This is a genomic window from Pseudomonas sp. NFX183 (genome assembly GCF_047943075.1).
In the GTDB taxonomy this organism is placed as follows: domain Bacteria; phylum Pseudomonadota; class Gammaproteobacteria; order Pseudomonadales; family Pseudomonadaceae; genus Aquipseudomonas.
In genome coordinates, this window is record NZ_CP181333.1 from 2,980,687 (window position 1) to 3,005,735 (window position 25,049).

The 25,049-nt window shown below is 61.4% G+C and carries 25 protein-coding genes; 13 read left to right on the top strand and 12 right to left on the bottom strand.

The window, feature by feature from the left end:
* Positions 1–68 precede the first annotated feature (68 nt).
* Positions 69–2,576 carry an ATP-dependent helicase HrpB gene (gene hrpB, locus ACM530_RS13775; protein ID WP_416364963.1) on the top strand — a complete coding sequence of 836 codons (2,508 nt, stop codon included), beginning with the start codon at positions 69–71 and terminating at the stop codon, positions 2,574–2,576.
* Positions 2,577–2,729: 153 nt separating this feature from the next.
* On the opposite strand, the gene ACM530_RS13780 is transcribed toward hrpB, so the two are convergent.
* Both ACM530_RS13780 and ACM530_RS13785 read right to left on the bottom strand, forming a co-directional pair.
* Complete coding sequence (locus ACM530_RS13780; protein ID WP_416364964.1) at positions 2,730–3,818, bottom strand: endonuclease/exonuclease/phosphatase family protein; 1,089 nt, start codon at positions 3,816–3,818, stop codon at positions 2,730–2,732.
* A gap of 39 nt (positions 3,819–3,857) precedes the next feature.
* Complete coding sequence (locus ACM530_RS13785; protein WP_416364965.1) at positions 3,858–4,517, bottom strand: YciC family protein; 660 nt, start codon at positions 4,515–4,517, stop codon at positions 3,858–3,860.
* Positions 4,518–4,697: 180 nt separating this feature from the next.
* Between ACM530_RS13785 and ACM530_RS13790 the strand changes: the two genes are divergently transcribed.
* The 3 genes from ACM530_RS13790 to ACM530_RS13800 all read left to right on the top strand — a co-directional run bounded on the left by ACM530_RS13790 (position 4,698) and on the right by ACM530_RS13800 (position 6,711).
* Positions 4,698–5,465 carry a DUF2076 domain-containing protein gene (locus ACM530_RS13790; RefSeq protein ID WP_416364966.1) on the top strand — a complete coding sequence of 256 codons (768 nt, stop codon included), beginning with the start codon at positions 4,698–4,700 and terminating at the stop codon, positions 5,463–5,465.
* A 128-nt stretch (positions 5,466–5,593) separates the two neighbouring features.
* On the top strand, positions 5,594–6,070 hold the full coding sequence (locus tag ACM530_RS13795) for an NYN domain-containing protein (protein ID WP_119740929.1): 477 nt from the start codon (positions 5,594–5,596) through the stop codon (positions 6,068–6,070).
* 29 nt (positions 6,071–6,099) lie between these two features.
* Positions 6,100–6,711 (top strand): PolC-type DNA polymerase III, encoded by a 612-nt coding sequence (locus ACM530_RS13800; protein WP_221295693.1) that lies wholly within the window; start codon positions 6,100–6,102, stop codon positions 6,709–6,711.
* 274 nt (positions 6,712–6,985) lie between these two features.
* Here ACM530_RS13800 and ACM530_RS13805 read toward each other — a convergent pair whose 3' ends face one another.
* Entirely contained in the window at positions 6,986–7,294 is a 309-nt protein-coding gene (locus ACM530_RS13805) for a DUF3077 domain-containing protein (RefSeq protein WP_416364967.1), read from the bottom strand.
* 491 nt (positions 7,295–7,785) lie between these two features.
* On the opposite strand from ACM530_RS13805, the gene ACM530_RS13810 reads away from it, so the two are divergent.
* Positions 7,786–8,034, top strand: a complete 249-nt coding sequence (locus ACM530_RS13810; protein WP_416364968.1) for an acyl carrier protein — start codon at positions 7,786–7,788, stop codon at positions 8,032–8,034.
* 101 nt (positions 8,035–8,135) lie between these two features.
* On the opposite strand, the gene ACM530_RS13815 is transcribed toward ACM530_RS13810, so the two are convergent.
* Positions 8,136–8,597 carry an Lrp/AsnC family transcriptional regulator gene (locus tag ACM530_RS13815; RefSeq protein WP_416364969.1) on the bottom strand — a complete coding sequence of 154 codons (462 nt, stop codon included), beginning with the start codon at positions 8,595–8,597 and terminating at the stop codon, positions 8,136–8,138.
* 160 nt (positions 8,598–8,757) lie between these two features.
* On the opposite strand from ACM530_RS13815, the gene yedA reads away from it, so the two are divergent.
* Both yedA and ACM530_RS13825 read left to right on the top strand, forming a co-directional pair.
* On the top strand, positions 8,758–9,654 hold the full coding sequence (gene yedA / locus ACM530_RS13820; RefSeq protein WP_242200337.1) for a drug/metabolite exporter YedA: 897 nt from the start codon (positions 8,758–8,760) through the stop codon (positions 9,652–9,654).
* Between the two features lie 48 nt (positions 9,655–9,702).
* On the top strand, positions 9,703–11,040 hold the full coding sequence (locus ACM530_RS13825) for a DEAD/DEAH box helicase (RefSeq protein ID WP_262206743.1): 1,338 nt from the start codon (positions 9,703–9,705) through the stop codon (positions 11,038–11,040).
* A 122-nt stretch (positions 11,041–11,162) separates the two neighbouring features.
* Here ACM530_RS13825 and ACM530_RS13830 read toward each other — a convergent pair whose 3' ends face one another.
* Both ACM530_RS13830 and ACM530_RS13835 read right to left on the bottom strand, forming a co-directional pair.
* Positions 11,163–12,389: a TIGR03862 family flavoprotein gene (locus ACM530_RS13830; protein ID WP_416364970.1), complete on the bottom strand. Its 1,227-nt coding sequence runs from the start codon at positions 12,387–12,389 to the stop codon at positions 11,163–11,165.
* A gap of 170 nt (positions 12,390–12,559) precedes the next feature.
* Entirely contained in the window at positions 12,560–13,480 is a 921-nt protein-coding gene (locus ACM530_RS13835) for a histone deacetylase (protein ID WP_416364971.1), read from the bottom strand.
* A 76-nt stretch (positions 13,481–13,556) separates the two neighbouring features.
* Here ACM530_RS13835 and ACM530_RS13840 point away from each other — a divergent pair, with 76 nt between their 5' ends.
* The 3 genes from ACM530_RS13840 to ACM530_RS13850 are packed head-to-tail and all read left to right on the top strand — an operon-like array spanning position 13,557 to position 15,621.
* Positions 13,557–14,126, top strand: coding sequence for a GNAT family N-acetyltransferase (locus ACM530_RS13840; protein WP_242200343.1), 570 nt, complete (start codon positions 13,557–13,559; stop codon positions 14,124–14,126).
* 41 nt (positions 14,127–14,167) lie between these two features.
* Positions 14,168–15,037 carry an acyl-CoA thioesterase II gene (tesB, locus tag ACM530_RS13845; RefSeq protein WP_145162285.1) on the top strand — a complete coding sequence of 290 codons (870 nt, stop codon included), beginning with the start codon at positions 14,168–14,170 and terminating at the stop codon, positions 15,035–15,037.
* Entirely contained in the window at positions 15,034–15,621 is a 588-nt protein-coding gene (locus ACM530_RS13850; RefSeq protein ID WP_416364972.1) for an HAD family hydrolase, read from the top strand. The genes tesB and ACM530_RS13850 overlap by 4 nt, the downstream gene beginning before the upstream one ends.
* Before the next feature lie 135 nt (positions 15,622–15,756).
* On the opposite strand, the gene ACM530_RS13855 is transcribed toward ACM530_RS13850, so the two are convergent.
* From ACM530_RS13855 to ACM530_RS13865, 3 genes are all read right to left on the bottom strand, one after another.
* Positions 15,757–16,743: an alpha/beta hydrolase gene (locus ACM530_RS13855; protein WP_416364973.1), complete on the bottom strand. Its 987-nt coding sequence runs from the start codon at positions 16,741–16,743 to the stop codon at positions 15,757–15,759.
* Entirely contained in the window at positions 16,744–17,631 is an 888-nt protein-coding gene (locus ACM530_RS13860; protein WP_119740949.1) for a neutral zinc metallopeptidase, read from the bottom strand. It abuts the gene before it with no gap.
* A 171-nt stretch (positions 17,632–17,802) separates the two neighbouring features.
* Positions 17,803–18,219, bottom strand: coding sequence for a lipoprotein (locus ACM530_RS13865; RefSeq protein WP_416364974.1), 417 nt, complete (start codon positions 18,217–18,219; stop codon positions 17,803–17,805).
* A gap of 197 nt (positions 18,220–18,416) precedes the next feature.
* Here ACM530_RS13865 and ACM530_RS13870 point away from each other — a divergent pair, with 197 nt between their 5' ends.
* Complete coding sequence (locus ACM530_RS13870; RefSeq protein ID WP_145162274.1) at positions 18,417–19,295, top strand: DMT family transporter; 879 nt, start codon at positions 18,417–18,419, stop codon at positions 19,293–19,295.
* Position 19,296: 1 nt separating this feature from the next.
* On the opposite strand, the gene ACM530_RS13875 is transcribed toward ACM530_RS13870, so the two are convergent.
* Positions 19,297–20,631, bottom strand: a complete 1,335-nt coding sequence (locus ACM530_RS13875; protein ID WP_145162271.1) for an MFS transporter — start codon at positions 20,629–20,631, stop codon at positions 19,297–19,299.
* 221 nt (positions 20,632–20,852) lie between these two features.
* Between ACM530_RS13875 and quiC the strand changes: the two genes are divergently transcribed.
* Both quiC and ACM530_RS13885 read left to right on the top strand, forming a co-directional pair.
* Complete coding sequence (gene quiC / locus ACM530_RS13880) at positions 20,853–22,754, top strand: 3-dehydroshikimate dehydratase QuiC (protein WP_262206739.1); 1,902 nt, start codon at positions 20,853–20,855, stop codon at positions 22,752–22,754.
* Between the two features lie 81 nt (positions 22,755–22,835).
* Positions 22,836–23,501: a TetR/AcrR family transcriptional regulator gene (locus tag ACM530_RS13885; RefSeq protein ID WP_145162264.1), complete on the top strand. Its 666-nt coding sequence runs from the start codon at positions 22,836–22,838 to the stop codon at positions 23,499–23,501.
* A 124-nt stretch (positions 23,502–23,625) separates the two neighbouring features.
* Here ACM530_RS13885 and ACM530_RS13890 read toward each other — a convergent pair whose 3' ends face one another.
* Together ACM530_RS13890 and aroQ are read right to left on the bottom strand one after the other, a co-directional pair.
* A complete protein-coding gene (locus ACM530_RS13890; RefSeq protein WP_416364975.1) occupies positions 23,626–24,474 on the bottom strand; it encodes a shikimate dehydrogenase in 849 nt (282 codons plus the stop codon).
* 5 nt (positions 24,475–24,479) lie between these two features.
* Positions 24,480–24,920 (bottom strand): type II 3-dehydroquinate dehydratase, encoded by a 441-nt coding sequence (aroQ, locus tag ACM530_RS13895; RefSeq protein WP_145162258.1) that lies wholly within the window; start codon positions 24,918–24,920, stop codon positions 24,480–24,482.
* Positions 24,921–25,049: the final 129 nt, after the last annotated feature.

Consider the following 25,049-nt stretch of genomic DNA (forward strand, 5'->3'; position numbering starts at 1 on the left):
TGTCTTTGAGACCAGCACCGGCATCCGGCAGTTCGCCGTTATACTCGCCGCTCTGCTTTGGAGCCAGTATGAATTCGTTGCCGATCGATGATGTTTTACCCGCCCTGCGTGACGCCTTGGCGATTCGCCATGAAGCCGTGCTGGAAGCGCCGCCCGGCGCCGGTAAAACCACCCGCGTGCCCTTGGCCTTGTTGAACGAGCCATGGCTGGCCGGGCAGACCATCCTGATGCTCGAACCCCGGCGCCTGGCCGCGCGCGCCGCCGCCGAACGCCTGGCCAGCGAGCTGGGCGAAAAGGTCGGCGAAACCGTCGGCTATCGCATTCGCCTCGACAGCAAAGTCGGCCCCAATACACGCATCGAAGTGGTCACCGAAGGCATCCTCACCCGCCGCTTGCAGGACGACCCGGCGCTGGAAGGCGTGGGCCTGCTGATCTTTGACGAATTCCACGAGCGCAGCCTCGACGCCGACCTCGCGCTGGCCCTGAGCCTGAATGGCCGCGATCTGTTTCGCGACGAACAACCGCTGAAAATCCTGCTGATGTCCGCCACCCTCGAAGGCGAACGCCTGTCCGGCCTGCTGGATGACGCGCCGATCCTGCGCAGCGAAGGGCGCATGTTCCCGGTGCAGATGCGCTGGGGCCGCCCGTACCAGGCCGGTGAATTCATCGAGCCGCGTGTGGTGCAGACCGTCCTTGAAGCCGTGCATGACGAGACCGGCAGCATTCTCGTCTTTCTGCCGGGGCAGGCCGAGATTCGCCGGGTTAATCAACAACTGGCCGACGCTTTGGGTGATCGCCCGGATGTGCTGCTGTGCCCGCTGCATGGCGAGCTTGACCTCAACGCCCAACGCGCCGCCATTGACCCGGCGCCCGCCGGCAAACGCAAAGTGGTGCTGGCCACCAACATCGCCGAGACCAGCCTGACCATCAACGGTGTGCGCGTGGTGATCGACGCCGGGCTGGCGCGGGTCCCGCGTTTCGACCCCGGCAGCGGCATGACCCGCCTCGACACCCAACGCATCTCCCGCGCCAGCGCCACCCAGCGGGCCGGCCGGGCAGGGCGCCTGGAGCCGGGCGTGTGTTATCGGCTGTGGTCCGAAGACCAGCATGAAGGCCTGGCGGCGTATGGCAGTGCGGAAATCCTCGCCGCCGACCTTGCCGGGCTGGCCTTGCAACTGGCGCGTTGGGGCGTCACGCCCACGCAACTGGTGTGGCTGGATGTGCCGCCGACTGCTGCGTACGCCCAGGCTCAGGATTTGCTGGTGCGTCTGGGCGCGTTGAACGACGACAAACTCACCGCCCATGGCCAGAAGATGGCCGAGTTGCCCGCACATCCGCGTATCGCCCACCTGTTGCTGCGCGGGCAGGACCTGGGGCTGGCGGCCACGGCGTGTGATGTCGCCGCGCTATTGGGCGAGCGTGACATCTTGCGCGGCGCCGGTGCCGATTTGCACAGCCGGCTGGCGCTGATGTCCGGCGAGGAGCGTGCGCGAGGTACTCAAGGCGGCGTGCAGCGCGCCAAGCAACTTGCCCGGCAATACCGCAGCTATTTAAGAGGCCAGGCGACTCAGGCCGTGCCCGATCCCGATCACCCGCGTTGGCTCGGCGCCCTGCTGGCGCTGGCCTACCCGGACCGCGTCGCCCAGCAACGTCGCCCCGGCGGCGCCGAATACCGCCTGGCCAATGGCCGTGCCGCGCTGTTCGCCGAGGCCGACAGCCTGATGAGACAAGCGTGGCTGGTGATCGCCGACCTCGGCAGCCGTCAGGGCCAGCGCGAAGAGCGCATCTACCTCGCGGCCGACTTCGATCCGGCGCTGTTCGACACAGTGCTTGCCGAGCAAGTGCGCAACGTCGACCAGCTCGATTGGGACGAGCGCGAAGGCGTGCTGCGCGCTGAGCGCCAGCGTAAAGTCGGCGAACTGGTGCTCAGTCGCGAACCGCTGAGCGGTCTGGACGAGTCCGCGCGCAGCCAGGCGTTGGTCAACCTCGTGCGCCGCAAAGGCCTGGAATTGTTACCGTGGACGCCTGAACTGCGCCAATGGCAGGCCCGCGTCATGCTGCTGCGTCAGCTGGACGCCGGCAAAACCAGTGAGTGGCCGGATATCAGCGACAAGGCTTTGCTCGCCAGCCTGGAGCATTGGCTGATGCCGTACTTGGGCAAAGTCTCGCGCCTGAGCCACTTCGCCAACCTGGATATCTCCAGTTTCCTGCACAACCTGTTGCCCTGGCCGCTGCCCCAGCGCCTGGACGAGCTGGCGCCGCAGCACGTGAAGGTGCCCTCGGGCTCCTCGGTGCGTTTGGACTACAGCGAACAGCCGCCGATTCTGGCGGTGCGCTTGCAGGAATTGTTCGGGCTGGCGGACACGCCGCGTATTGCCGGTGGGCGCCAGGCGGTCAAGCTGCACCTGCTGTCCCCGGCGCGCCGGCCGGTGCAGGTGACCCAGGATCTGGCGAACTTCTGGCGCAGCACGTATGCCGAGGTGAAAAAAGATTTGAAGGGGCGGTATCCCAAGCATTACTGGCCAGATGACCCGTTAGTGGCCGAACCCACCGCCCGGATCAAACCGCGCAAGTAAAGCTTGTGGAGAGCAAATTTGGGAGTGGGATGGTGTGGGAGCTGGCTTGCCTGCGATGCAGACGACTCGGTGTACCTGTTTCACCGAGGCGATGCTATCGCAGGCAAGCCAGCTCCCACAAAAGCCCACACACATTGAGCTTTGTGGTGTGGGTTATTGCGCGGCCGGGAGCAGGAACCGGGCGATCACTGGTAGGTGGTTGGAGATACGCAGTGTGTCTTCTTGCCGTACTTTGGCCTCTATCCGCTTGATCCTTGGGCTGTAGAACAAATAATCCAACGTCCGATCCGGCCCATCCACACTTGGGTCATTGGGGAAGTGCGTAAGCCACTTCGCCCGGTCAATCCCACTGGATTCGCTGTTACTGGGGATCATCGGGTACTTATCCCACAGCAAATGCAGCTCGCTGTCCGGCGAATACTGGCCGCGCTTATCGGCTTCTAGGCGCAGAAATTGCCCCAGTGGCAGCAAGTTGAAGTCCCCACCGATCAGCCATGGCGTGCCACGCCCTTCGAATTTATCCAGCAGTTTCACGGTGGCTTTGGCCTGCTCCTGCACCGCCGACCGCCCAGGCATATCGCCGTCCAGCCGGGTGTTGAGCACGGCCAATTGGCCACCATCGCTCAACGGCAAGTAGGTCAGCAATAAGGCGGGTTTGGGTTGGAACTGGCGGCTGATGATGTTGGCTGGGGACACCGGCAGTTGCAGGCGTTCGGCGTGTTCGATCTGGTAGCGGCTGAGCGTCACCAGCTTGCGGCCGACGCTGCCGAAGATATGCAGGCTGGGCACAAAGTCGGCTTTCCAATCGAAGGCCTGGGCGCTGCACGGGTAGAGATCGACCAGGCGTTCCTGCAACAGTGCGATCTGGTCCTGGTAATGGGAGGGCTTGGCGTTTTCGTCGAGTTCCTGCAGCAGCAGGATGTCGGGTTGTTCGTCGCGGATCACCCGCGCCACTTCGTCGAGGCTGGAGGCCATGTCTTCCACGGTAGGGCGATCATCCGGGCCGTTGCCGTCGGCGGTGTCGTACCAGAACACATAGTTCTTGCCCGCCAGGTATTGCACATTCCAGGTCATGACCTTCAACGCCTGCCCGGGCAGCAGCGTTGGCGCCCGCGGCGCGACGCAGCTGACGGGCAGGGTTTGTTTGTCGGCAGGGCGCCAGGTCAGGCTGTAGATCAGGGCGGCGAGCAGGCCTGCGACGATCAGCAGGCTCAACAGGGTGATGCGCAATAAACGGGTCATCGGCTCGGCTTATGGCGTTTCAGGAGTGGCAGGAGCATATCACCGCGCGTCGGCATCGCCACCGATCAGCATGAATAAACGGAACAGCACCACGCTGGTAAACAGTTGCAAAAAGCTTTGGGCGCTGTCGAGCACGGTGGCGAGCATTGGGCTCGGGCTGGGGTAGACGGCATCAGTGGCTTCCTTGAGCAGCAACAGCGGCATCATCACACACAGCAGGCATACCAGGATTCGCCAAAAGTGCCCGCGAGTCAGGCGCAAACTTTCTTGCATAGCCCCCAGCGCCGACAGGCCGCGCAGCACCAGCAGGTACTCGGCAAAACCGAGCACGACCATCAGCCACAGGCCGGGTAGGTAAAACAGTGACAGGCCCAGCCAGACCAACAATGTACTTATCGCGGTCAGCACGGCGAAACGTGGCCACAGGGTCAAGGCCGTCGCCCACAAGTCTTTAGTGCGCGGCGAGTCGCCACGGGTGCGGGCATCCAGAAACAAAATCAAGGCGCCGACGTACAGCGGGTACATCACCAACCCCACCACAATGCTGTAGGCGCGCGAAGCATCCGGCGCCAGCGTGTGCTCGATTACCTGTTGCAGCAGGGCTTCGAGAATCACCAAGGGCAGGCACAGCTGCACGATGGCGCCCAGGTTGCGCTGAGTAAAACGGAAGGAGTCGCGCAATACGTCTAACGGATTCATCAGGTTCATCACAGACCGAAAAGCAAGGCCCACACTTTAACCGATCATGACGAGAGGTAAGCAAACGTAAACCTTGCGTAAAGACCATTGAAACGTCTGGTAACAGCCCCATAACTAGTGCGTAGCTCGCCTGATCACAGGCGGGCCCATGATTTTTACCGGCAATCTAACGAGGTCGCCATGAACAGCGAAGAGCAAACCCTGATCGATGGACTGTTTTCACGGCTGCAGCAAGCCGAAACGGACTCAGCCCCCCGCGACGCCCTGGCCGAAGCGCGGATCAAGGAGCACATGACTCGCCAACCGGCCGCCGGGTATTACATGACCCAGTCGATCCTGGTGCAAGAACACGCGATCAAGAGCCTCGACGCGCAGAACAAGCAGCAGGCGCAGCAGATCCAGCAATTGCAGGATGAGTTGCAGCAGGCCAAGGCTCAGGCAGCACAGCCGGCGCCGAGCAGTGGCGGTTTTCTGTCGAGCATCTTTGGCGGCGGCTCCCGTGACCCGCAACCCACGCAAAGTGCGCCGGCGGCTTCCGGTGGCGGCTGGCGTGAGCCTGGGCGGCCTTCGTTTGGCCAGCCTGCGCCCCAGCAAAACTACGGCGCGCCGCAGCAAAACTATCAACAGCCACAACAAGCGCCTGCAGCACCGATTGGCAGCGGCTTCCTTGGCGGGGCGTTGAAAACCGCTGCCGGTGTGGCCGGTGGTGTGATGCTGGCCGAAGGCATCAGCAGCTTGTTCAACCACAACTCGCAACAGCCGCAAGTCGTGGAAGAAATCATCCGCGAAGAACCGGCGCCCGCCAGTGATAACGGCAATTGGGGCAACGACGACCAGAAGTTTGCCGGCAATGACAGCTGGGGCAGCGACAACGCCTCGGACAGCTTCGCCGACAGCGACTACAGCGACGATTCTTCCTCGTTTGGCGACGACGATTCCTTCGTCTGACCCGCCTTCAACCGGGGCGCTTCGTCGCCCCGGGCTGATTTTTCGCTGAAACTTTCCCATGGCTGGCATACTGGCGCCTTTGCGGGCTCTCACGTCCGAGGTCCAAGTGGCATCCATGGGGAAGTGCGGTGAAGAAAATTGCGGTGTTCGCCGATGTACAAAACCTCTACTACACCGTGCGCCAGGCCTACGGTTGCCACTTCAATTACGCCGCCCTGTGGGCTGACATCAGCGCGCGCGGGCAGATCGTCGAAGCCTATGCGTACGCCATCGACCGTGGCGACAGCAAGCAGCAGCAATTCCAGCAGATCCTGCGCAACCTGGGCTTTACGGTAAAACTCAAACCCTACATCCAACGCAGCGACGGCTCGGCCAAGGGCGACTGGGACGTGGGTATCACCCTCGACATCATGGACGCCGCCGACCACGTCGACGAAGTGGTGCTGGCCTCCGGCGACGGCGATTTCGACATGCTGCTCGAACGCATCATCCAAAAGCATGGCGTCGAAGCCGTGGCCTATGGCGTCCCGGGGCTGACGGCCAACTCGCTGATCCGCGCCGCCAGCCGCTACGTGCCGATCGAAGGCGCGCTGCTGCTTAAATAAGTCAATTGTCAGACGGAGTTGGAACAGGTTTGGAACGTATAGCGGTCATCGACTTTGAAACCACCGGCATCACCCCGAGCAGCCACTGCCGGGCCACGGAAATCGCGGTGGTCATCCTTGAACGCGGCCAGATCGTGGACCGCTACCAGAGCCTGATGAATGCCGGCGTGCGCGTGCCGGGGTTCATCGAACAGCTCACCGGCATCAGCAACGCCATGCTGCGCAGCGCGCCACCGGCTGAGCGGGTGATGAACGAAGTGAATGAATTCGTCGGCACCACGCCACTGCTGGCGCACAACGCCGCGTTCGACCAGAAGTTCTGGGACTTCGAACTGGGCCTGATCCGTCGCACCCGCCTGCAAAAATTCGCCTGCTCGCTGCTGCTGGCCCGCCGCCTCATGCCGGCGGCGCCGAACCACAAGCTCGGCACCCTCAACAGCTACGCCCAACTGCCCCACACCGGCAAGGCTCACCGGGCAATGGCGGATGCCGAAATGGCAGCTAACTTGACGGCGCACCTGGCCGAGCAATTGCGCGGTACGCATGGGTTGCGCGAACTGTCCCACGACCTGCTGTGCACCTTGCAGAAAGTGCCGGCGGCGAAGATCAATGAGCATCTGAAGAAGCATCGCGGGTTCTGAACCCTGCGCAGATCTCATGTGGGCGGAGGACTAATTGTGGAGAGCGGGCCTATTGTGAGTAGCGGGCTTGTTGTGAGGAGCGGGCTTCTGTGGCGAGCGGGCTTGCCCCGCGTTGGGCTGCGCAGCAGCCCCAAACCCTGACACCCAGTTCCAACTGACAGAACGCGGCGACTTCATTAGGGCCGCTTCGCAGCCCAACGCGGGGCAAGCCCGCTCGCCACAGAAGCCCGCTCGCCACAATAAGCCCATTTGCCCCTAAAGCTCGCTTGTCAGGCTATCGAGGCTGCACGCATTCCAACGCCCGACCCACCACCTCCTTTGCCATCCCCACCAAATGCATCACCGCCCGCTGCTGCACACTGAGCGTCTCGCCCGACACCAGCGCCGTCTCCACCGCGCAATGCAGCAAATCCGCCGCATGGGCGAGGGCGTCTTCGAAGCTCAGGTTGTCATTCAGCACAAAGTTGGGCGCATCCGGGGCGCAGGCGTTGAGGTAGTAGTCGATGGCTCGGCGGTTGAGCAGGGCGTCTTCGCTGAGGAAGTCTGGTTTGGAGCGAGGTGGGTCGGGGGTAACTTTGACCATGGTGTAACTTCTCCGCTAGGTAAGAAGCTGCACCCGTTCGCTTGCACGCGAATTAGGGTGGCAGCAGTACGCGGGTGTGCAAGACCGGGGCGGAAAACCCAGCAGGCCTAATGGCCTCCCGCGCACAGCTGCCATAACGTGCCAACGCCTAATAAAATTGGGCGCTGGATGGTAAGGCTTTGTGCATTTTCCACTGATCGGACTTGCACGTCCGGCCACCGAACATTCGATGACTGAGCGAGACTAGCGACCTGATCCGACGGAAACAAGGCCGTGGAATTCTCTAGGAAACGTCCCGCAAATGAAAGAGATCGGTCTTGCTGGCCACTAAAATATCGGGCCCGGGAGGGGGCTCTTAAGATTTCTCGGAACGGTAAGTAGGTTGTATCTTTTCGTTATGTCAGACCCTTCTTATTTCCCTTCTATTAAGCGGCGACTTCTACCAAGCAATTAAGATCCTGCTTGTTATTGGTGATTGAGAATTTGGTCTTATGAGGGCTGAGATAAGCGAAAAAGTGATTCAACTATTGGTCGATATCATTGGTTTTATCGATCGAAGCCAAGTGACGGAACAAACGGATTTCATCCATGACTTCATGATCATTGATGACGATTTGACCTGCTTCGTTATGCAGATCAAGTGGCAATTCAACCTGCAGGCGACTCAGAAAGACTGGGATCACATCACGACCATCAAGCAGATCGTCGACTTGATTGTTCAGCGCTCAATTCAGCAGTGATGCCACTGACGCTATCGCAGGCAAGCCAGCTCCCACAGTTGACCGCGCCCTACTGTGGGCGCTGGCTTGTCGGGTCACCGCATCGCTGCGATGGTGGCGCATCAGCCACCATTTTTCCCATTGCCTTCCAACTGCCCCAACGGTACCCGCCGCGCTATCGCGCTCGACAAAATGATCGAGGTTTTGCTGAACCCGAACTTCGCCACTCGGTTGATTAGGTTCTCCAGCTCCGGCATCGAGCCCACTGCGGCCTGCATGATCACGCACGGGTCGCCTGTCACGCGGTGGCATTCGGTCAGTTCGGGTATTTCAGCCAAGGCGTCGTAGACCTTTTGGCTGCCATTGTTGGTCAGGCGCAGCTCTATCGTGCATTGGATCGGCAAACCGATTTTCGACAGGTCGACCTTGGCCTGATACCCGGTGATCACCCCGCTGGCTTCCAGCTTGGCCACGCGTTCAGCCACAGCAGGGGCGGAGAGGTTTACGGTGCGGGCCAACTGCGCATAGGAAGCGCGGCCGTCTTCGAGCAGGGCGCTGAGGAGCATGCGGTCGTATTTATCCATGATAAGGCTCCGGTGATGCGTGGCTTTCGAATGCACGGGTTATAGCCTTCATAACCATGTTTTGAAAAGTGTATGGGCGCTTTAAACAGGTTTTGTAACTTATGTTCGGCGTGCTGCCTTTTTAGAATAAGCCTCCAATATTCTGCCGCAGAGCTACCCAATGCCTGGCCCACGTCGCTTTCCCTTACCGTTGATTGCCGCTTTTTTTGCGCTGTATGTGATCTGGGGTTCTACCTACCTGGTGATTCGAATCGGCGTGGAGTACTGGCCGCCGTTGATGCTGGGCGGGATTCGATTCCTGGTAGCGGGGTTGGTGATGTATGGCTATTTGCGCTGGCGCGGGGCGCCTGCGCCGACGTGGGTGCAGTGGAAGGCGGCGGCCAAGATCGGCGTTTTGCTGCTGACCTTTGGTAATGGTGCGGTGACGGTTGCCGAGCACACCGGCGTTGCTTCCGGCGTGGCCGCGTTGGCGGTGGCGACGGTGCCGTTGTTCACGTTGCTGTGTGGGTATTTCTGGGGCGCACGCAATACGCGTCTGGAGTGGGCCGGAGTGGTGCTGGGGATTATCGGCATCGCCATGCTCAACATGGGCTCCAACCTGCAATCGAGCCCCACCGGCGCCATGTTGCTGCTGTTCGCCGCTGCCTCCTGGGCCTTCGGCTCGGTGTGGAGCCGGCACTTGCCGTTGCCTGCCGGCGCCATGGCCAGTGCGGCCGAGATGATCATCGCCGGTGCCCTGCTGCTGGTGGGCAGTGCGCTGACCGGTGAGCGCCTGCATGCCGTGCCGCCGATTGAAGGCTGGCTGGCCTTGGCTTACTTGGCCGTGTTCGGCTCGATCATCGCCTTCAATGCCTATATGTACCTGCTCAAACACGTGCGCCCGGCGGCGGCGACCAGTTATGCCTACGTGAACCCGGCCGTCGCGGTGTTGTTGGGTATTGTCTTCGTCGGCGAGACCATCGGCATGGAGGAAGCCTTGGCGATGCTGGTGATCATCAGCGCGGTGTTGCTGATCAGCCTGCCCCAGTGGCGAAAGCCCAAGCCGGAAATAAGGTAAACTGCCGCGCATTACGCCCTTGCGCTGAATTTTTCCTACGGTAAACACATGACTTTCGCCACCCTTGGCCTGATCGAACCCTTGCTGCGCGCCCTTGAGACGCTTGGCTACCAGACCCCGACGCCGGTGCAGGCGCAAGCCATTCCGGCGGTGCTGGCCGGTCGCGACCTGATGGCCGCGGCCCAGACCGGCACCGGCAAGACCGCAGGTTTCGCCTTGCCGCTGCTGCAACTGCTGACCATGGAAGGGCCGAAAGTCGCCGCCAACTCGGCGCGCGCGCTGATTCTGTGCCCGACCCGTGAACTGGCCGAGCAGGTTCACGCAAGCGTCGCCGAATACGCCCAACACCTGCCGCTGACCACCTACGCGGTGTACGGCGGCGTGAGCATCAACCCGCAGATGATGAAGCTGCGCAAGGGTGTCGACATTCTGGTCGCCACGCCTGGCCGCCTGATCGACTTGTTCCGCCAGAACGCGCTGAAGCTCAACCAGCTGCAAACTCTGGTGCTGGATGAAGCCGACCGCATGCTCGACCTGGGCTTCTCCGAAGAGCTGGCGAACATCTACCGCATGCTGCCGAAAAAGCGCCAGACCCTGCTGTTCTCCGCGACCTTCTCCGATGAGATCCGCTCGCTCGCCGGGCAGATGCTCAACGACCCGCTGAGCATTGAAGTGAGCCCGCGCAACGTCGCCGCCAACACCGTGAAGCAGTGGGTGGTGCCGGTGGACAAGAAGCGCAAGCCGGAGCTGTTTGTGCACCTGATGCGCAAAGGTCGTTGGAAGCAGGTGCTGGTGTTTGCCAAGACCCGTAACGGCGTGGATGCGCTGGTGGACAAGTTGCAGGGCCTGGGCATCAATGCCGACGGCATCCACGGCGACAAACCGCAAGCAACCCGCCAGCGTGCGCTGGATCGCTTCAAATCCAGCGACGTGCAGATTCTGGTGGCCACCGACGTGGCAGCCCGCGGCCTGGACATCGAAGACTTGCCGCTGGTGGTCAACTTTGACCTGCCAATCGTGGCCGAAGACTACATTCACCGTATCGGTCGTACCGGCCGTGCGGGCAATACCGGTGAGGCGATTTCGCTGGTGTGTGCCGATGAGGTGAACATGCTGTCGGCCATCGAGATGCTCACGCGTCAGACCCTGACCCGCAAAATGGAGCCGGATTTCGAACCCGAGCACCGCGTGCCGGACACCGACGCCAGTGGGCAAGTGGTGAAGAAACCGAAAAAGCCGAAGAAACCCAAGGCGTCGGGCGGTGGCGGCGGTAAGCGTAATTTGGGTAAGTGGGTGGACAGCGGGGACGTAGCGCCGGCTGAACCGTCGATCAAGCCGGTGCGCAAAGTGCCGGTGTTCAACACCGGGCCGCGCAAGAAGAAGTGATTTTTCGGCGCTGCTGATGGCCTCATCGCAGGCAAGCCAGCTCCCACCTTTTGAATGTATTCACAGCTCAAAATGTGGGAGCTGGCTTGCCTGCGATGGCGGCTCTGAAGTCGCCACAGACCTCAGCGCTTAAGCCATTCCAACATTCCCCGCCCAGCCGCTCTGCCGCTGGCAAAACACCCCGTCAGCAAATACCCGCCCGTCGGCGCTTCCCAATCGAGCATCTCCCCGGCGCAAAACACGCCCGGCAAGTGCTTGAGCATCAACCGCTCATCCAGCGCCTCAAACGGCACACCACCTGCAGTGCTGATGGCTTCATCCATCGGCCGGGTTTTCACCAGCGTCAGCGGCAATGCCTTGATATCCACTGCCAGCTGCGCCGGATCATGAAAGTGTTCCGCAGGTGCCAACTCACGCAACAGCGCCGCCTTGACCCCGTCCAGGCCCAACTGACTGTGCAAATGCTTGCTCATCGAGCGCGAACCACGCGGCTTGGCCAGTGCAGCCTGCACCTTGTCCAGCGGCTTGCTCGGCAGCAGGTCGATATGCACCGTGGCTGAGCCATCGCGATTGATCGCTTCACGAATCGGCGCCGAGAGCGCGTAGATCAAGCTGCCCTCGATGCCCATGGCGGTGACCACGCATTCGCCCAACCGAGGCTTGTCATCCGCCACGCCGATGGCGACGTTTTTCAACGGCGCGCCGGCGAATTTGCTCACCATCAATTCGCTCCAGGCCGACACCTCAAAGCCGCAATTGCTCGGTTGCAGCGGCGCGTAAGGCACGCCTTTGTCTTCCAGCAACGTGAGCCATGCGCCATCGGAGCCCAGGCGCGACCAGCTGCCGCCGCCCAGGGCCAGCAACACCGCATCGCTGTGGACAGTTTTTTCGCCGTCCGGGCTGTGGATAAGTAAGCCGCCGTCGGCCGTCCAGCCCAGCCAGCGATGACGGGTGTGGATAACCACGCCTTGATCGCGCAGGCGTTTGAGCCAGGCGCGCAGCAGCGGGGCGGCTTTCATGTCGGTAGGAAACACGCGGCCGGAAGTGCCGACAAAGGTTTGTATGCCCAGCCCATGAATCCACTCGCACAACGCCTCGGCACCAAACGCTCGCAGCAGCGGCGCCATGTCTGGCGCGCGTTCGGCGTAGCGCGACAGGAACGCCGGGTAGGCCTCGGAGTGGGTTATATTCATGCCGCCCACGCCCGCGAGCAGAAACTTGCGGCCCACCGATGGCATGCCGTCATACAGGTCTACCCGCACGCCCGCCTGGCTCAAGACTTCAGCGGCCATCAGCCCGGCTGGGCCGCCGCCGATAAGAGTGACGTGTCGAGAAGGGAGCTGAGGCATGGGCAAGGCTACGGTCGCTGAATAGGCCGAGCATTCTACCCGACGGCAGCGTGGCTGCCTGATCAAAAAACGTACACTTTCCTACAGGCCATACGGCTGTTCGCTTTCAGGCGCTTACGCTCAAGTTATCCACAGGCCGTTCCACAGGCATTGTGGGTAACGCTCACACTTCAATGACAGCCTGATGACGTCCACACCCGCTGAGCGCTGTGGTGCAGGATGCCATGGCGGCGGGCCAGGGCCGGGCGGTCTTTGCTGTAGCCGCCACCGATCACGCCCATCACCGGAATGTCGCGGCCCAGGCAGTGGCGCATCACGCTTTCATCACGGGCGGCAACGCCTGCGTCTGTCAGCTTGAGGTAACCGAGGGCGTCGTCCTTGTGTACGTCCACACCGGCGTCGTACAACACCAGGTCAGGCTGATAGAGCGGCAGCAAGTAGTTGAGCGCATCGTCCACCACCTTGAGGTAATCGGCGTCGCCCATGCCCATGGGCAGCGGGATGTCCCAGTCGCTCTGGGCCTTGCGTGCGGGGAAGTTCTTTTCGCAATGCAGCGACACGGTGATGGCATCCGGCGTGTCGTGGAGGATGCGTGCAGTGCCGTCGCCCTGGTGCACGTCGCAGTCGAAGATCAGCACGCGGTTGACCCGGCCGCTGGCCAGCAGGTAATGGCTGATCACCGCCAGGTCATTGAAGATGCAAAAGCCGGCCGGGTAATCGTAATGGGCGTGGTGGGTGCCGCCCGCCAGGTGGCAGGCCAGGCCGTGTTGCAGCGCTTGTTCGGCCGCGAGGATCGAACCGCCGACCGCGCGCACGGTGCGCCGCGTCAGGGCTTCGTTCCACGGCAGGCCGAGGCGCCGTTGGTCTTCGCGGGACAACTCGCCGCCCATGTAGCGTTCGATATACCCAGCGTCATGGGCCAGGGCCAGAATCTCGGGTGGGCACAGTTCGGGGCGCAGCAATTGGCTGTCCTCGGTCAGCCCGCTGTCCACCAGGTGATCGCGCAACAGGCGAAACTTGTCCATGGGAAACCGATGGTCTGCCGGGAACTCAGGGCTGTAGTCATCGTGGTAGATCAATGGCAAGGGCATGGGATTTTCTGACGGGAACCTGCGAAGGATCTTACCAGCGCTGTACACTCACGCACATGGCAAGGGAGGGGGACCCATGGAGCCGATACTGGAATTGGAAAGCGCGCGCTTGCTGCTGCGCCAATGGCGCGACAGCGACTTAACGGAATTTGCGCGCATGTGCGCCGACCCGCAGGTGATGCGTTATTTCCCGGCCAAGTTGAGCCACTTGGAAAGCGCGGCGTTGATTGGCCGGATTCGCGGGCATTTCGCTGAATACGGCTTTGGCCTGTGGGCCTTGCAGCGCAAGGACACCGGCGAATTTATCGGCCTGACCGGGCTGCTGAATGTCAGCTTTGAAGCGGACTTTACCCCGGCGGTGGAAATCGGCTGGCGCCTGGCCCGCGAACATTGGGGTTTGGGCTACGCCAGTGAGGCCGCGTGGACCGCGCTGCGGTGTGGTTTCGACCGACTGCAGTTGGATGAAATTCTCGCCTTCACCACCGAAACCAATCTGCCATCACAAAAAGTCATGCAGGCCATCGGTATGCATTACGATCCCCAGGCAGATTTTGAACACCCCAAGGTCGCAGCCGATGACCCGCTGCGCCATCATGTTTTGTATCGCATCACCCGCGCCCAATGGTTGGACACGCTGCACGGATAAGCAGCCCGGAATGCCCTCTCGATTGTTGTAGGAGTTGCTCTATGAGCCAAGTATTGGAAGATCTGGTGGACTTGCTGACGCTGGAGCCGATCGAGGAAAACCTCTTTCGCGGCCGCAGCCAGGACCTGGGTTTTCGCCAACTGTTCGGTGGTCAGGTGCTGGGCCAGTCGCTGTCGGCTGCCAGCCAGACCGTAGAAGAAGCGCGACATGTACATTCCCTGCATGGTTATTTCCTGCGCCCCGGCGATGCGTCATTGCCGGTGGTGTATTCGGTTGACCGTGTGCGCGATGGCGGCAGTTTCAGCACGCGCCGCGTCACGGCTATCCAGAAGGGCAACCCGATTTTCACCTGCACCACTTCGTTCCAATATGACGAAAAGGGCTTCGAGCACCAGACCACCATGCCTGTGGTGGTCGGCCCGGAGAACTTGCCTTCGGAGCTGGAACTGACCAAGCAGCGTGCGCACCTGATCCCCGAGCACATGCGCGACAAGTTGCTGTGCCCCAAGCCGATCGAAGTGCGCCCGGTGACTGAAAAAGACCCGTACAACCCGCAGCCGTCCGACCCGGTCAAGTACGTGTGGTTCCGAGCCGACGGCGCGCTCGCCGACGCGCCCGCGCTGCATAAATACCTGCTGGCCTACGCCTCGGATTTCGGCTTGCTGACCACCTCGTTGCTGCCCCATGGCAAGACCGTGTGGCAAAAAGATATGCAGGTCGCCAGCCTCGACCACGCGCTGTGGTTTCATGCCGACCTGCGCGCCGATGACTGGTTGCTGTACGCAATGGACAGCCCGTGGGCCGGCAACTCGCGCGGTTTCTCGCGCGGCAGCGTGTACAACCGCGCCGGGCAACTGGTGGCCTCGGTGACCCAGGAAGGCTTGATTCGCCATCGCAAGGACTGGGCATGAGCCTGTCGGACGTTAAGCATTGGGTGTTTGACATGGACGGCACCCTCACGGTGGCCGTGCATGATTTTGCGGCGATCCGCGTGGCCCTGGAGATTCCGCCCGAAGACGACATCCTCACGCACCTGGCGGCCTTGCCGGCGGACGTAGCGGCGGCCAAGCACGCGTGGTTATTGGAGCATGAGCGCGAATTGGCACTCGGTTCGGTTGCCGCCGTGGGCGCGGTGGAGCTGGTACGCGAGCTGGCCGGGCGCGGGTATCGCCTGGGCATCCTGACGCGCAATGCGCGCGAGCTGGCGCACATCACGCTGCAGGCGATTGGCTTGGCGGACTGCTTTGCCGTCGACGATGTGCTGGGGCGTGAAGATGCGCCGCCCAAGCCGGACCCGGGTGGGTTGCTGAAACTGGCAGAAGCTTGGGAGGTTTCGCCGGGCGAAATGGTGATGGTCGGGGATTACCGCTTTGACCTGGATTGCGGGCGGGCGGCAGGGACGCGCACGGTGCTGGTGAACCTGCCGGAGAACCCGTGGCCGGAACTGGCGGATTGGCATGCTGAAGATTGTGCGGTGCTGCGGCGGATGATCTAAACCAGGCACTGAAGAGCCAATGTGGGAGCGGGCTTGCCCGCGAAAGCGGTGGATCAGTCACTGATGAGTCGACTGAAAATCCGCCTTCGCGAGCAAGCCCGCTCCCACATTTTTATCCGGTTTCGTCAGCTGTTTTTACTTAGAGAACAACACCTTCTCGCCCTCAGGCGAAGTAAACATCTTATCCCCATCGTGCCCCACCCCTGGCACTTCCACCAACCTCTGAGTCAGCTGCGGATGACGCTGCTTGAGGTAGTCAAAATAGTTGTGCCCACGAATCAGGCGATACGCACCCTGGGTTTCGGCCTCGCAGCTTTTATCCAGCGCCGGGTGGTTCGGGTCGGTGTCCTGCTGGCCGAGCAAGTAGGTGATGTCGCGTGACACGTAAGCCTGCTCAAGCTGCTGTGCACTCTGGCCCTTGGCGTAGTCCGGCAGGTTTTGCATGCCGTACTTCCAGTCGTTGAAGCCAGGGCAACTGGCCGTGTCGAATTTCACCGGGCGTTGCGGGCTGAAATAGGCGTAGGACGACGGGTTGGCCACCACATAACGCAGGCTGATGCCTTCGGTTTGCAGCAGCGGGTGGTCGTGGCCGGTGAGGGCGAAACGCTGCACCACTTGGCCGCCGCCGGAATGGCCGGCCACCACGATTTCCTTCAACGCCGGGAACAGCTTGCGGTTGCCCAGGTGCTTGATGATCTGGTCCAGCGCGCCGTAGGAACTGAGCTGACCAGGGCCCGTCGAGGCGTCGCCGGCCATCCAGTCATTGCCGTTCCAGCGCAGCACCTGGCTGCCCAAGTGGTTGCGCTTTATGTCGGACTCGTTGAGAAATTGCGGCGCGATCACCAGGGTTTTGGCCGCAACCCCGGCGTGTTCGGCGGCATCTTCGCCGCTTTGCAGGTAGGTCTGTGCGTTGCGCAGGCGGCCATGCACGATGATCAGCGCGCGGGTCACGTTGGGCAGCGGCTGGTTCCAGTCCTGGCTCAAGCCCAGGCTCAGGTCACCGGCGTCCAGGTGGAAACGATCGGGGCTGACCACCTTGACGCCGTGTTCTTTCTCGGCGGCCCAGGTGGAGGAGGAACAGGCAATCATCACGCCGAACAGCAATCCCAATCGTTTATTCATCTAAAGACTCTTCGCTGTAAAAGTGTCGCATTGAGTGATCTGGCCCGCTGCGAAGCCGGTTTTGAACCAGCGAACGCGCTGCGCAGAGGTGCCGTGGGTAAACGAGTCCGGCACCACGCGGCCCTGACCCTGCTGTTGCAAACGGTCATCGCCGATGGCGTTGGCCGCATTCAGTGCTTCTTCGATATCGCCGGGCTCCAGCCAGTTCAGGCGTTTTTGCGCACGGTTGGCCCACACGCCGGCAAAGCAGTCGGCTTGCAGCTCCTGGCGCACCAGCAGGCCGCCGTCGCCTTGCATCTGGCGGCCCTGCTGGCGCGCGGCTTGAATCTTGGCCGAGATGCCCAGCAGCGTTTGCACGTGGTGCCCGACTTCGTGGGCGATCACGTAGGCCTGGGCGAAATCGCCGGCGGCCTGGAAGCGCTGCGACATTTCCCGGAAGAAATCCAGGTCCAAATACACCTGCTGGTCAGCCGGGCAATAAAACGGGCCGCTGGCCGAGGTGGCGCCACCGCAGGCGGAATTGACCCGACCACGGAACAGAATCAGTTTCGGGTTCTTGTAGACCAACCCGTTTTCCTTGAACACCTGGCCCCAGGTGTCTTCAGTGTCACCCAGAATCGCGCGGACGAAATCGGCCTGCTGGTCATTGGCCGGCGGTGCCTGGCGCGACTGCGTGCTCACTGACGGCGCTTGCTCCGCCTGGCCGGTCAACTGGCCGAGGATCTGCAGCGGGTCCTGGCCGGTCAGCCAGCCAATACCGACGATCAGCACAATTGCCGTCAGGCTCAGCCCCTTGCCGCCGCCAAACCGCATGCCGCCACCGCCGCCGCCACTGTCATCGCGGGCATCTACCACGTTGTCGCTGCGTCGGCCTTTTTTCCATAGCATGGGGCAATCCTCTCGTTAAACCTGTCGAACACTTTTGTAAGAGCAGTGTTGTTGGTGCGTATGAATGGCGCCAGCCCGGCTGTCCGACAAGCAACAAGAGTTGCCTAGTATTGCTGCTGTCAGGCCGTGCAGGCAGGGGCGCCAGATGAAAGTTGTGTCAGCTTGATTGGGTCAGTCGCGGCAATAGCCTTCGCCGGTATCGACGATCAGGCAGTCCTTTTTATCCGCCAGCCATTTCAGGCCAGTGGCTTCACCGTCACCGGCGCTCAATTGTTGCGGGCCGTCCGGGCGGGTAAAGGCGATACCGTCTTCGTTGGCTTCACCTTTGAAGGTGCCTTCGTCGTCGGCGTCAAGGCCGTACTTCATGGTCAGAACGTAGTGGCCGCGGCCGATGCTGTCGTCCTTGGCGATGGTCAGGTTCAGGCCTTCGACGCCGATCCACTTGCCGACCCATTTGTCGGTGGGCGGCGTGGCCGTTACCAGGGTGGCCTGCACCGAGGCCGGGGCGGGCTTGGGCGCTTCTTTGGACTCTTGGTTACAAGCAGTGAGCAGGACGAGAGCAGAAAGAGCAAAGAGTGTCTTTTTCATAGCGGCAAGGCCTTGGTTAAAAAGTGCAACGCGCGGGCAAAGGTGCAGCGTTGGACTCGAATCCGGTGATTTAGTGCGCTGTTCGCACGCTGTTTGGTTATGCTCTTGGGGCGCACGCAGGCCCGCCTGCTAGATTACCGGGTTGAGCGCTTGCGTGTTCAGTGCTCAGCATTCAGCCCGCCATGCAAGAGAATTCAATGACTGTCAGTACACCCCTTTCCGGCGTCAACCATCCCTTCAAAGGCATTTTGCTGATTGTGGTGGCAACGTTTCTGTTTTCCAGTCACGACGCCTTGTCCAAATACCTGGCCGGGTTCTACCCGATCGTGATGGTGGTGTGGGCGCGGTACCTGGTGCACACCTTGCTGATGGCCGGCATTTTCCTGCCTCAGTCGGGTTTGCGCGTATTGCGCAGCAAACGCCCGGGCATGCAGGTGGTGCGTGCGTTGTGCCTGCTGGGCACCAGCCTGTTTTTTACCGCGGCGCTGCATTACATCCCTTTGGCGGAAGCCACGGCGGTGAACTTCCTGGCGCCGATCCTGGTGACAGCATTGTCAGTGCCCTTGCTAGGTGAACACGTGACACGTGGCCAATGGCTGGCGGTGATCTGCGGGTTTGTCGGCGTGCTGATCATCATCCACCCCGGCGGTGAGCTGTTCACCCCTGCGGTGCTGCTGCCGCTGTGTTCGGCGTTGTTCTTCTGCTTCTACCAACTGCTCACGCGCATCCTCAGCCAATACGACACGCCGACCACCAGTAACTTTTTCGCCGGCCTGTGCAATACCCTGGTGATGAGTGCGATGGTGCCGTTCTTCTGGCAGTTGCCCACGGTGTGGCATGGCGTGCTGATGCTGGCGCTGGGCACGTGCGGCATGACCGCGCACTTGATGTTGACCCAGGCCTTCCGCTTTGCGGCGCCGGCCTTGCTGGCGCCGTTCGGCTATTGCCAGATCGTGTTTGCGGGGTTGTTGGGTTGGCTGGTGTTCAACCATACCCCCGACATGACCACGGTGGTCGGCATCGGGGTGATCTGCATGAGTGGGTTGGCCGCTGCCTGGCAGCAGCGGCGGCGCTGAATCAAGCCTCGACGGTCGGAATCTTGCGCGGCGCCATGAAGTACATCCAGGTCAGCGCGATGAAGTACATCGCCGGGATCAGGGTGAACAGCACGGTGTAGTTGTTGTTCGTGACCGTGAGGATGTGGCCGACGATCTGCGTCATGAACATGCCGCCGATGGCTGCGCACATGCCGCCGAAACCGAACACCGTGCTCATCATGTGCTTGGGCGTGTAGTCCATCACCAGGCTCCAGATGTTGGCGGTCCAGGCCTGGTGCGCGCCGATGGCCAGGGAGATGGCGAACACGGCGACCCACAACTGGCTGGAGCCGGCGGCCATGATCACGCCGACGATGCAGCAGGCAAACAGCAGCATCGACAACAGCCGCGCCTTGATCGGATTCATCCCACGGCCGATCAGGAATGACGACAGAATCCCCCCACCCACGCTGCCGAAGTCGGCTGTCAGGTAAATGATGATCAGCGGGATGCCCATTTGGGTCACGTTGATGCCCAGGTTGTATTGCTGGTTCAGAAACGGTGGCAGCCAGTACAGGTAGAACCAGAACACCGGCGCGGTCAGTGCGTAGGCGAGGGCGAAGGCCCAGGTGCCGCGCATGCGCAGGATGCGGCTGAAAGGCACGCTGGGTTGCTCCGGTTCGACTTCCTGTAGCACGTAGTCCAATTCGGATTTTTTGACCGTCGGATGGTCTTCCGGGTTGTAGTACTTCAGGCCCCAGCACACCAGCCAGATCCCGCCCAGTGCCGACATGCACAGGAACGCTGCCTGCCAGCCCCACACATGAAGGATCAATGGCAGCAGCATCGGCGTCATCATCGCGCCCACATTGGTGCCGGCGTTGAAAATACCGGTGGCCACCGCGCGCTCACCGGCCGGGAACCACAACCGCGTTGTCTTGACGCAGGCCGGGTAGTTGGCGGCCTCGGTCAGCCCGAGAACGAAGCGGCAGACCATAAAGCCGACGGCCGACGTCGCCAGGCCATGGGCGCCCGTGGCGATGCTCCACAGCAACACGGCGCAGAAAAACACGCGCTTCACGCCAATTCGGTCAATCAGCCGGCCTTGCAGCACAAAGCCGATGGCGTAGCCGACCTGAAACCAGAAGTTGATGTTGGCGTAGTCCATCGCCGTCCAGCTCATCTCCTTGGCCAGGATCGGTTGCATCACGCCCAGCGCGGCGCGGTCGATGTAGTTCAGGGTGGTGGCGAAGAACACCAGGGCCAGCATGCCCCAGCGGGTTTTGCCCACGGCCATGGCGCCGCGGATTTTGTCGCCGATGCCGCTGTGCGGATTGCTGTGGCGCACGGCCACGGCGGGAGTTTGCGAAGGCATGAGGTCGTACCCGTTTTTTTGAAATTTTTATGGTGTGTTCTGGGTCTTGATACGTGTTCGATGGTGCGCAGTGGCTAAAAACTCGTCAATTCGCGGATTACCATTTTGTTCGATAATCGCCCAAAAAACTAACCGGTTCGTACATTTCAATTGCTGTGCACAGTTTAGCGGCCAATAATTTGCCGTAAATAAGACGAGCCTCATTTGTCGGGAGTCGCCCCATGCAACGCTCCATTGCCACTGTTTCCTTGAGTGGAACCCTGCCGGAAAAACTCGAAGCCATCGCCGCTGCCGGGTTTGATGGTGTGGAAATCTTCGAAAACGATCTGCTGTATTACGACGGCAGCCCACGGGAAGTCAGGCAGATGTGCGCCGACCTGGGTATCGCCATCACCTTGTTCCAGCCGTTTCGCGACTTTGAAGGCTGCCGCCGCGACCGCCTGGCGCGCAACCTGGAGCGCGCCGAGCGCAAGTTCGACTTGATGCAGGAACTGGGCACCGACCTGGTGCTGGTGTGCAGCAACGCTTCGGCCGATTGCGTCGGCGATGAGCAGATTCTGCTCGACGACCTCAGCCTGCTCGCCGAGCACGCCGGCCGCCGTGGCCTGCGCATCGGCTATGAAGCGCTGGCCTGGGGCAAGCACGTGAATACCTGGCAGCAGGTGTGGAACCTGGTGCGTCAGATCGACCACCCGAGCCTTGGCGTGTTGCTCGACAGCTTTCACACCCTGTCGCTCAAGGGTGACCCGAGTGCAATCGCCCAGATCCCGGGCGACAAAATCTTCTTTGTGCAAATGGCCGACGCGCCGATCCTGGCCATGGACGTGCTGGAGTGGAGCCGGCATTTCCGCTGCTTCCCGGGGCAGGGCGAGTTCGATCTGGCGGGGTTTCTCGCGCCGATTATCCAGAGTGGCTACAGCGGCCCGTTGTCTCTGGAAATTTTCAACGATGGTTTTCGCGCAGCCCCGACGCGGGCGAACGCGGCGGATGGCCTGCGCTCGCTGTTGTACCTGGAAGAAAAAACCCGCGAGCGCCTCAAGCAGCAAGCGCCTGCTCAACCGGTCGACCTGCTGTTTGATACGCCGGCCGCCAGCGAGTACGACGGCATCGAATTTCTTGAGTTTGCCGTGGATGAAAACCTCGCTGCCAAGCTCACCCAATGGCTGGAACGCCTGGGTTTCGTCAAGGCCGGGCAACACCGCTCCAAGAGCGTGAGCCTGTTGCGCCAGGGCGATATCAACTTGATCCTCAATTGCGAACCCTATTCTTTCGCCCACAACTTTTTTGAAGCCCACGGGCCGTCGCTGTGCGCCACTGCGATTCGGGTCAAGGACAGCGCCAAGGCGTTGCAGCGGGCGGTGGCTTACAAGGGCCAGCCATATCGGGGGCTTGTAGGGCCAAATGAACTGGAACTGGCCGCCGTGCGTGCGCCGGACGGCAGCCTGATTTACCTGGTGGATCAGAACGCAGGCGGGCTGTACGGCACCGACTTCAATCTGCAACCGACTACCACCTCAAGCGGCGGCCTGCTGCGCATTGACCATATGGCCATGGCCTTGCCCGCCGACAGCCTCGACAGTTGGGTGTTGTTCTACAAGAGCCTGCTGGATTTCGAAGCCGATGATGAAGTGGTGCTGCCTGACCCGTACGGCCTGGTGAAAAGCCGCGCGCTGCGCAGCCGTTGCAGCTCGATTCGCCTGCCGTTGAACATTTCCGAGAACCGCAACACGGCGATTTCCCACGCGCTGTCGAGCTACCGCGGCTCGGGTGTGCACCACATCGCCTTCGACTGTGCGGATATTTTCGCCGAGGTGAGTCGGGCTAAAGAGGCGGGCGTGCCGTTGCTGGACATCCCGCTCAACTACTACGACGACCTGGCGGCACGCTTTGATTTCGACGACGAGTTCCTCAGCGAGCTGGCGTACTACAACGTGCTGTACGACCGTGACGCTCAGGGCGGTGAGTTGTTTCATGTTTACACCGAGCCGTTCGAAGGGCGGTTTTTCTTCGAGATCATCCAGCGCAAAAACGGCTATGCCGGGTATGGCGCAGCCAACGTGGCAGTGCGCCTGGCGGCGATGGCCAAATCGCGTAGCGGGGCGCCGCGACAAGCACGGTTGTGACGGCGCGGCCAGGTGCTTCCTTCGGGAAGCGCCTCGGCCCATAATCGCGGCCTGCACAACAAAAATGGCCGTGAGCGCACCATGACCCTGACCCCCGACCTCTCCGCCGTGTCAGACGCACCGCGCAAGAGTCGTAAGAACAATCCGGAAAAGACCCGCGAAAACATCCTGCAGGAAGCGATCGTCGAGTTTGTCCAGCAGGGCCTGTCCGGCGCTCGCGTGGATGCCATCGCCGAGCGCATCCACACCTCCAAACGCATGATTTATTACTACTTCGGCAGCAAGGAGCAGTTATACGTCGAGGTGCTGGAGAAGCTCTACGGCGACATTCGCAATACTGAAACCCGCATGAACCTCACCGCCCTGGAGCCGCGCGAAGCGATTCGTCGGCTGGTGGAATTCACCTTTGATCACCATGACCAGAACGTGGATTTCGTGCGCATCGTCTGCATCGAAAACATCAACAACGCCGAATACGTGAAGCGCTCTGATTCGATCAAGGCGATGAACAGTAATATTCTCGAAGCGCTTGGCGCCACCTTGCAGCGCGGCGTTGAGATGGGCGTGTTCCGCCAAGGGCTGGACCCGTTGGACGTGCACCTGCTGATCAACTCGTTCAGCTTTTACCGAGTGTCCAACCGCCATACGTTCAGTGAGATCTTTCAGATCGGGTTGTCGGACGAGGCGGTTAAACAGCGGCATCGGGAGATGATTTGTGAAGCGGTGATGCGTTACCTGCAAGCCTAAATCCATCGAATACCCTTGTGGGAGCGGGCTTGCTCGCGAATGCGGAGTGTCAGTCAATACATCCGGCGACTGACACAGCGCTTTCGCGAGCAAGCCCGCTCTCACATGGGGTCGGTTTCGGCAGTCAGGTATTCATGCTCTGGAAGTGCGCCAACATCCTCTGCGCATCCGGCCTCTCACCACTGAACAGCTCAAACGCTTTTACCGCCTGAAACACCGCCATGTTGCCGCCGTCCAGCGTGCGGCAGCCCAAGGCGCGGGCATCGCGCAGCAGCTCGGTTTCCAGCGGGAAATACACGATTTCTGCGACCCATAATGCCGCCCGCAACAGATGGGCAGGCACCGGCGTGCCGGGCAGCTTGGCCATGCCCATCGGCGTGGTGTTGACCAGCCCATCGGCCTCGGCCATGGCGCTTTCCAGGTGGTTGCCGACCTGCGCCCGCCCGGCGCCGAAACGCTGGGCGAGGTTATCCACCAGGTCCCGAGCGCGGGTCACGTCCACGTCGAAAATGCTCAGGTGGTGCACGCCTTCGGCCAGCAGCGCGTGGGCCACCGCCGCGCCCGCACCGCCGGCACCCATCTGCACGACATGCTGGCGCGCGACGTCATTCAAATTGCGTCGGAACCCTTCGGCGAAGCCCAGGCAGTCGGTGTTGTGGCCGATGCGTTTGCCGTTCTTGAACACCACGGTGTTGACCGCGCCAATGCCCCTGGCTTCGTCGGACAATTCGTCGAGCAACGGCAGAATCGCCTGTTTGCACGGGTAGGTAATGTTCAAACCGGTGAACTGCATCCTCTCGGCGGCGTGCAGCAGGTCGGGCAGGGCATCAATATTCAGTTGCAGCGGTTCCAGGTCGATCAGGCGATACAGGTAGCGCAAACCCTGGGCATCACCTTCCTGCTCATGCAGGGCAGGCGTGCGGGAGGCTTGGATACCTGAGCCGATCAGGCCGGCGAGGATGCGCGGTTTCATCGGCCTCACCCTTTCAACGTGTGGCTGAAATGTTCCAGGGCCAGGTGGTAACCATGGCTGCCGAACCCGGCGAGCACCGCCTTGGCAATGGGCGACACAAACGAGTGATGCCGAAACGCCTCACGCGCGTGCACGTTGGATAAATGCACCTCGATCACCGGCACTTCGCTGGCCACCAATGCGTCGCGAATTGCTACCGAGGTGTGTGTCCAGGCTGCCGGGTTGATCACGATGCCGGCGCAACGGGCGCGGGCGCCGTGGATCCAGTCGAGCAGTTCGCCTTCGTGGTTGGTCTGGCGGAATTCGATTTTCAGCCCGAGTTTTTCCGCGCTGCGCCCGCACAGGGCGGCGATGTCGGCCAGGGTTTCATGGCCGTAGGTGGCGGGCTCGCGGGTGCCGAGCAAGTTGAGATTGGGGCCGTTTAGCACCAGCACGATGGGCGGCATTTTGGGGTATCTCCACAGTTATTATTGGTTGTGGAGATAAAATGTACTGGATGGTTAATTTGGTCAATTGACGGCGGCGGATCTGTTCGATTATCGAACCGTAAATCAGCGCGCGGGAGTTTTCGGTGG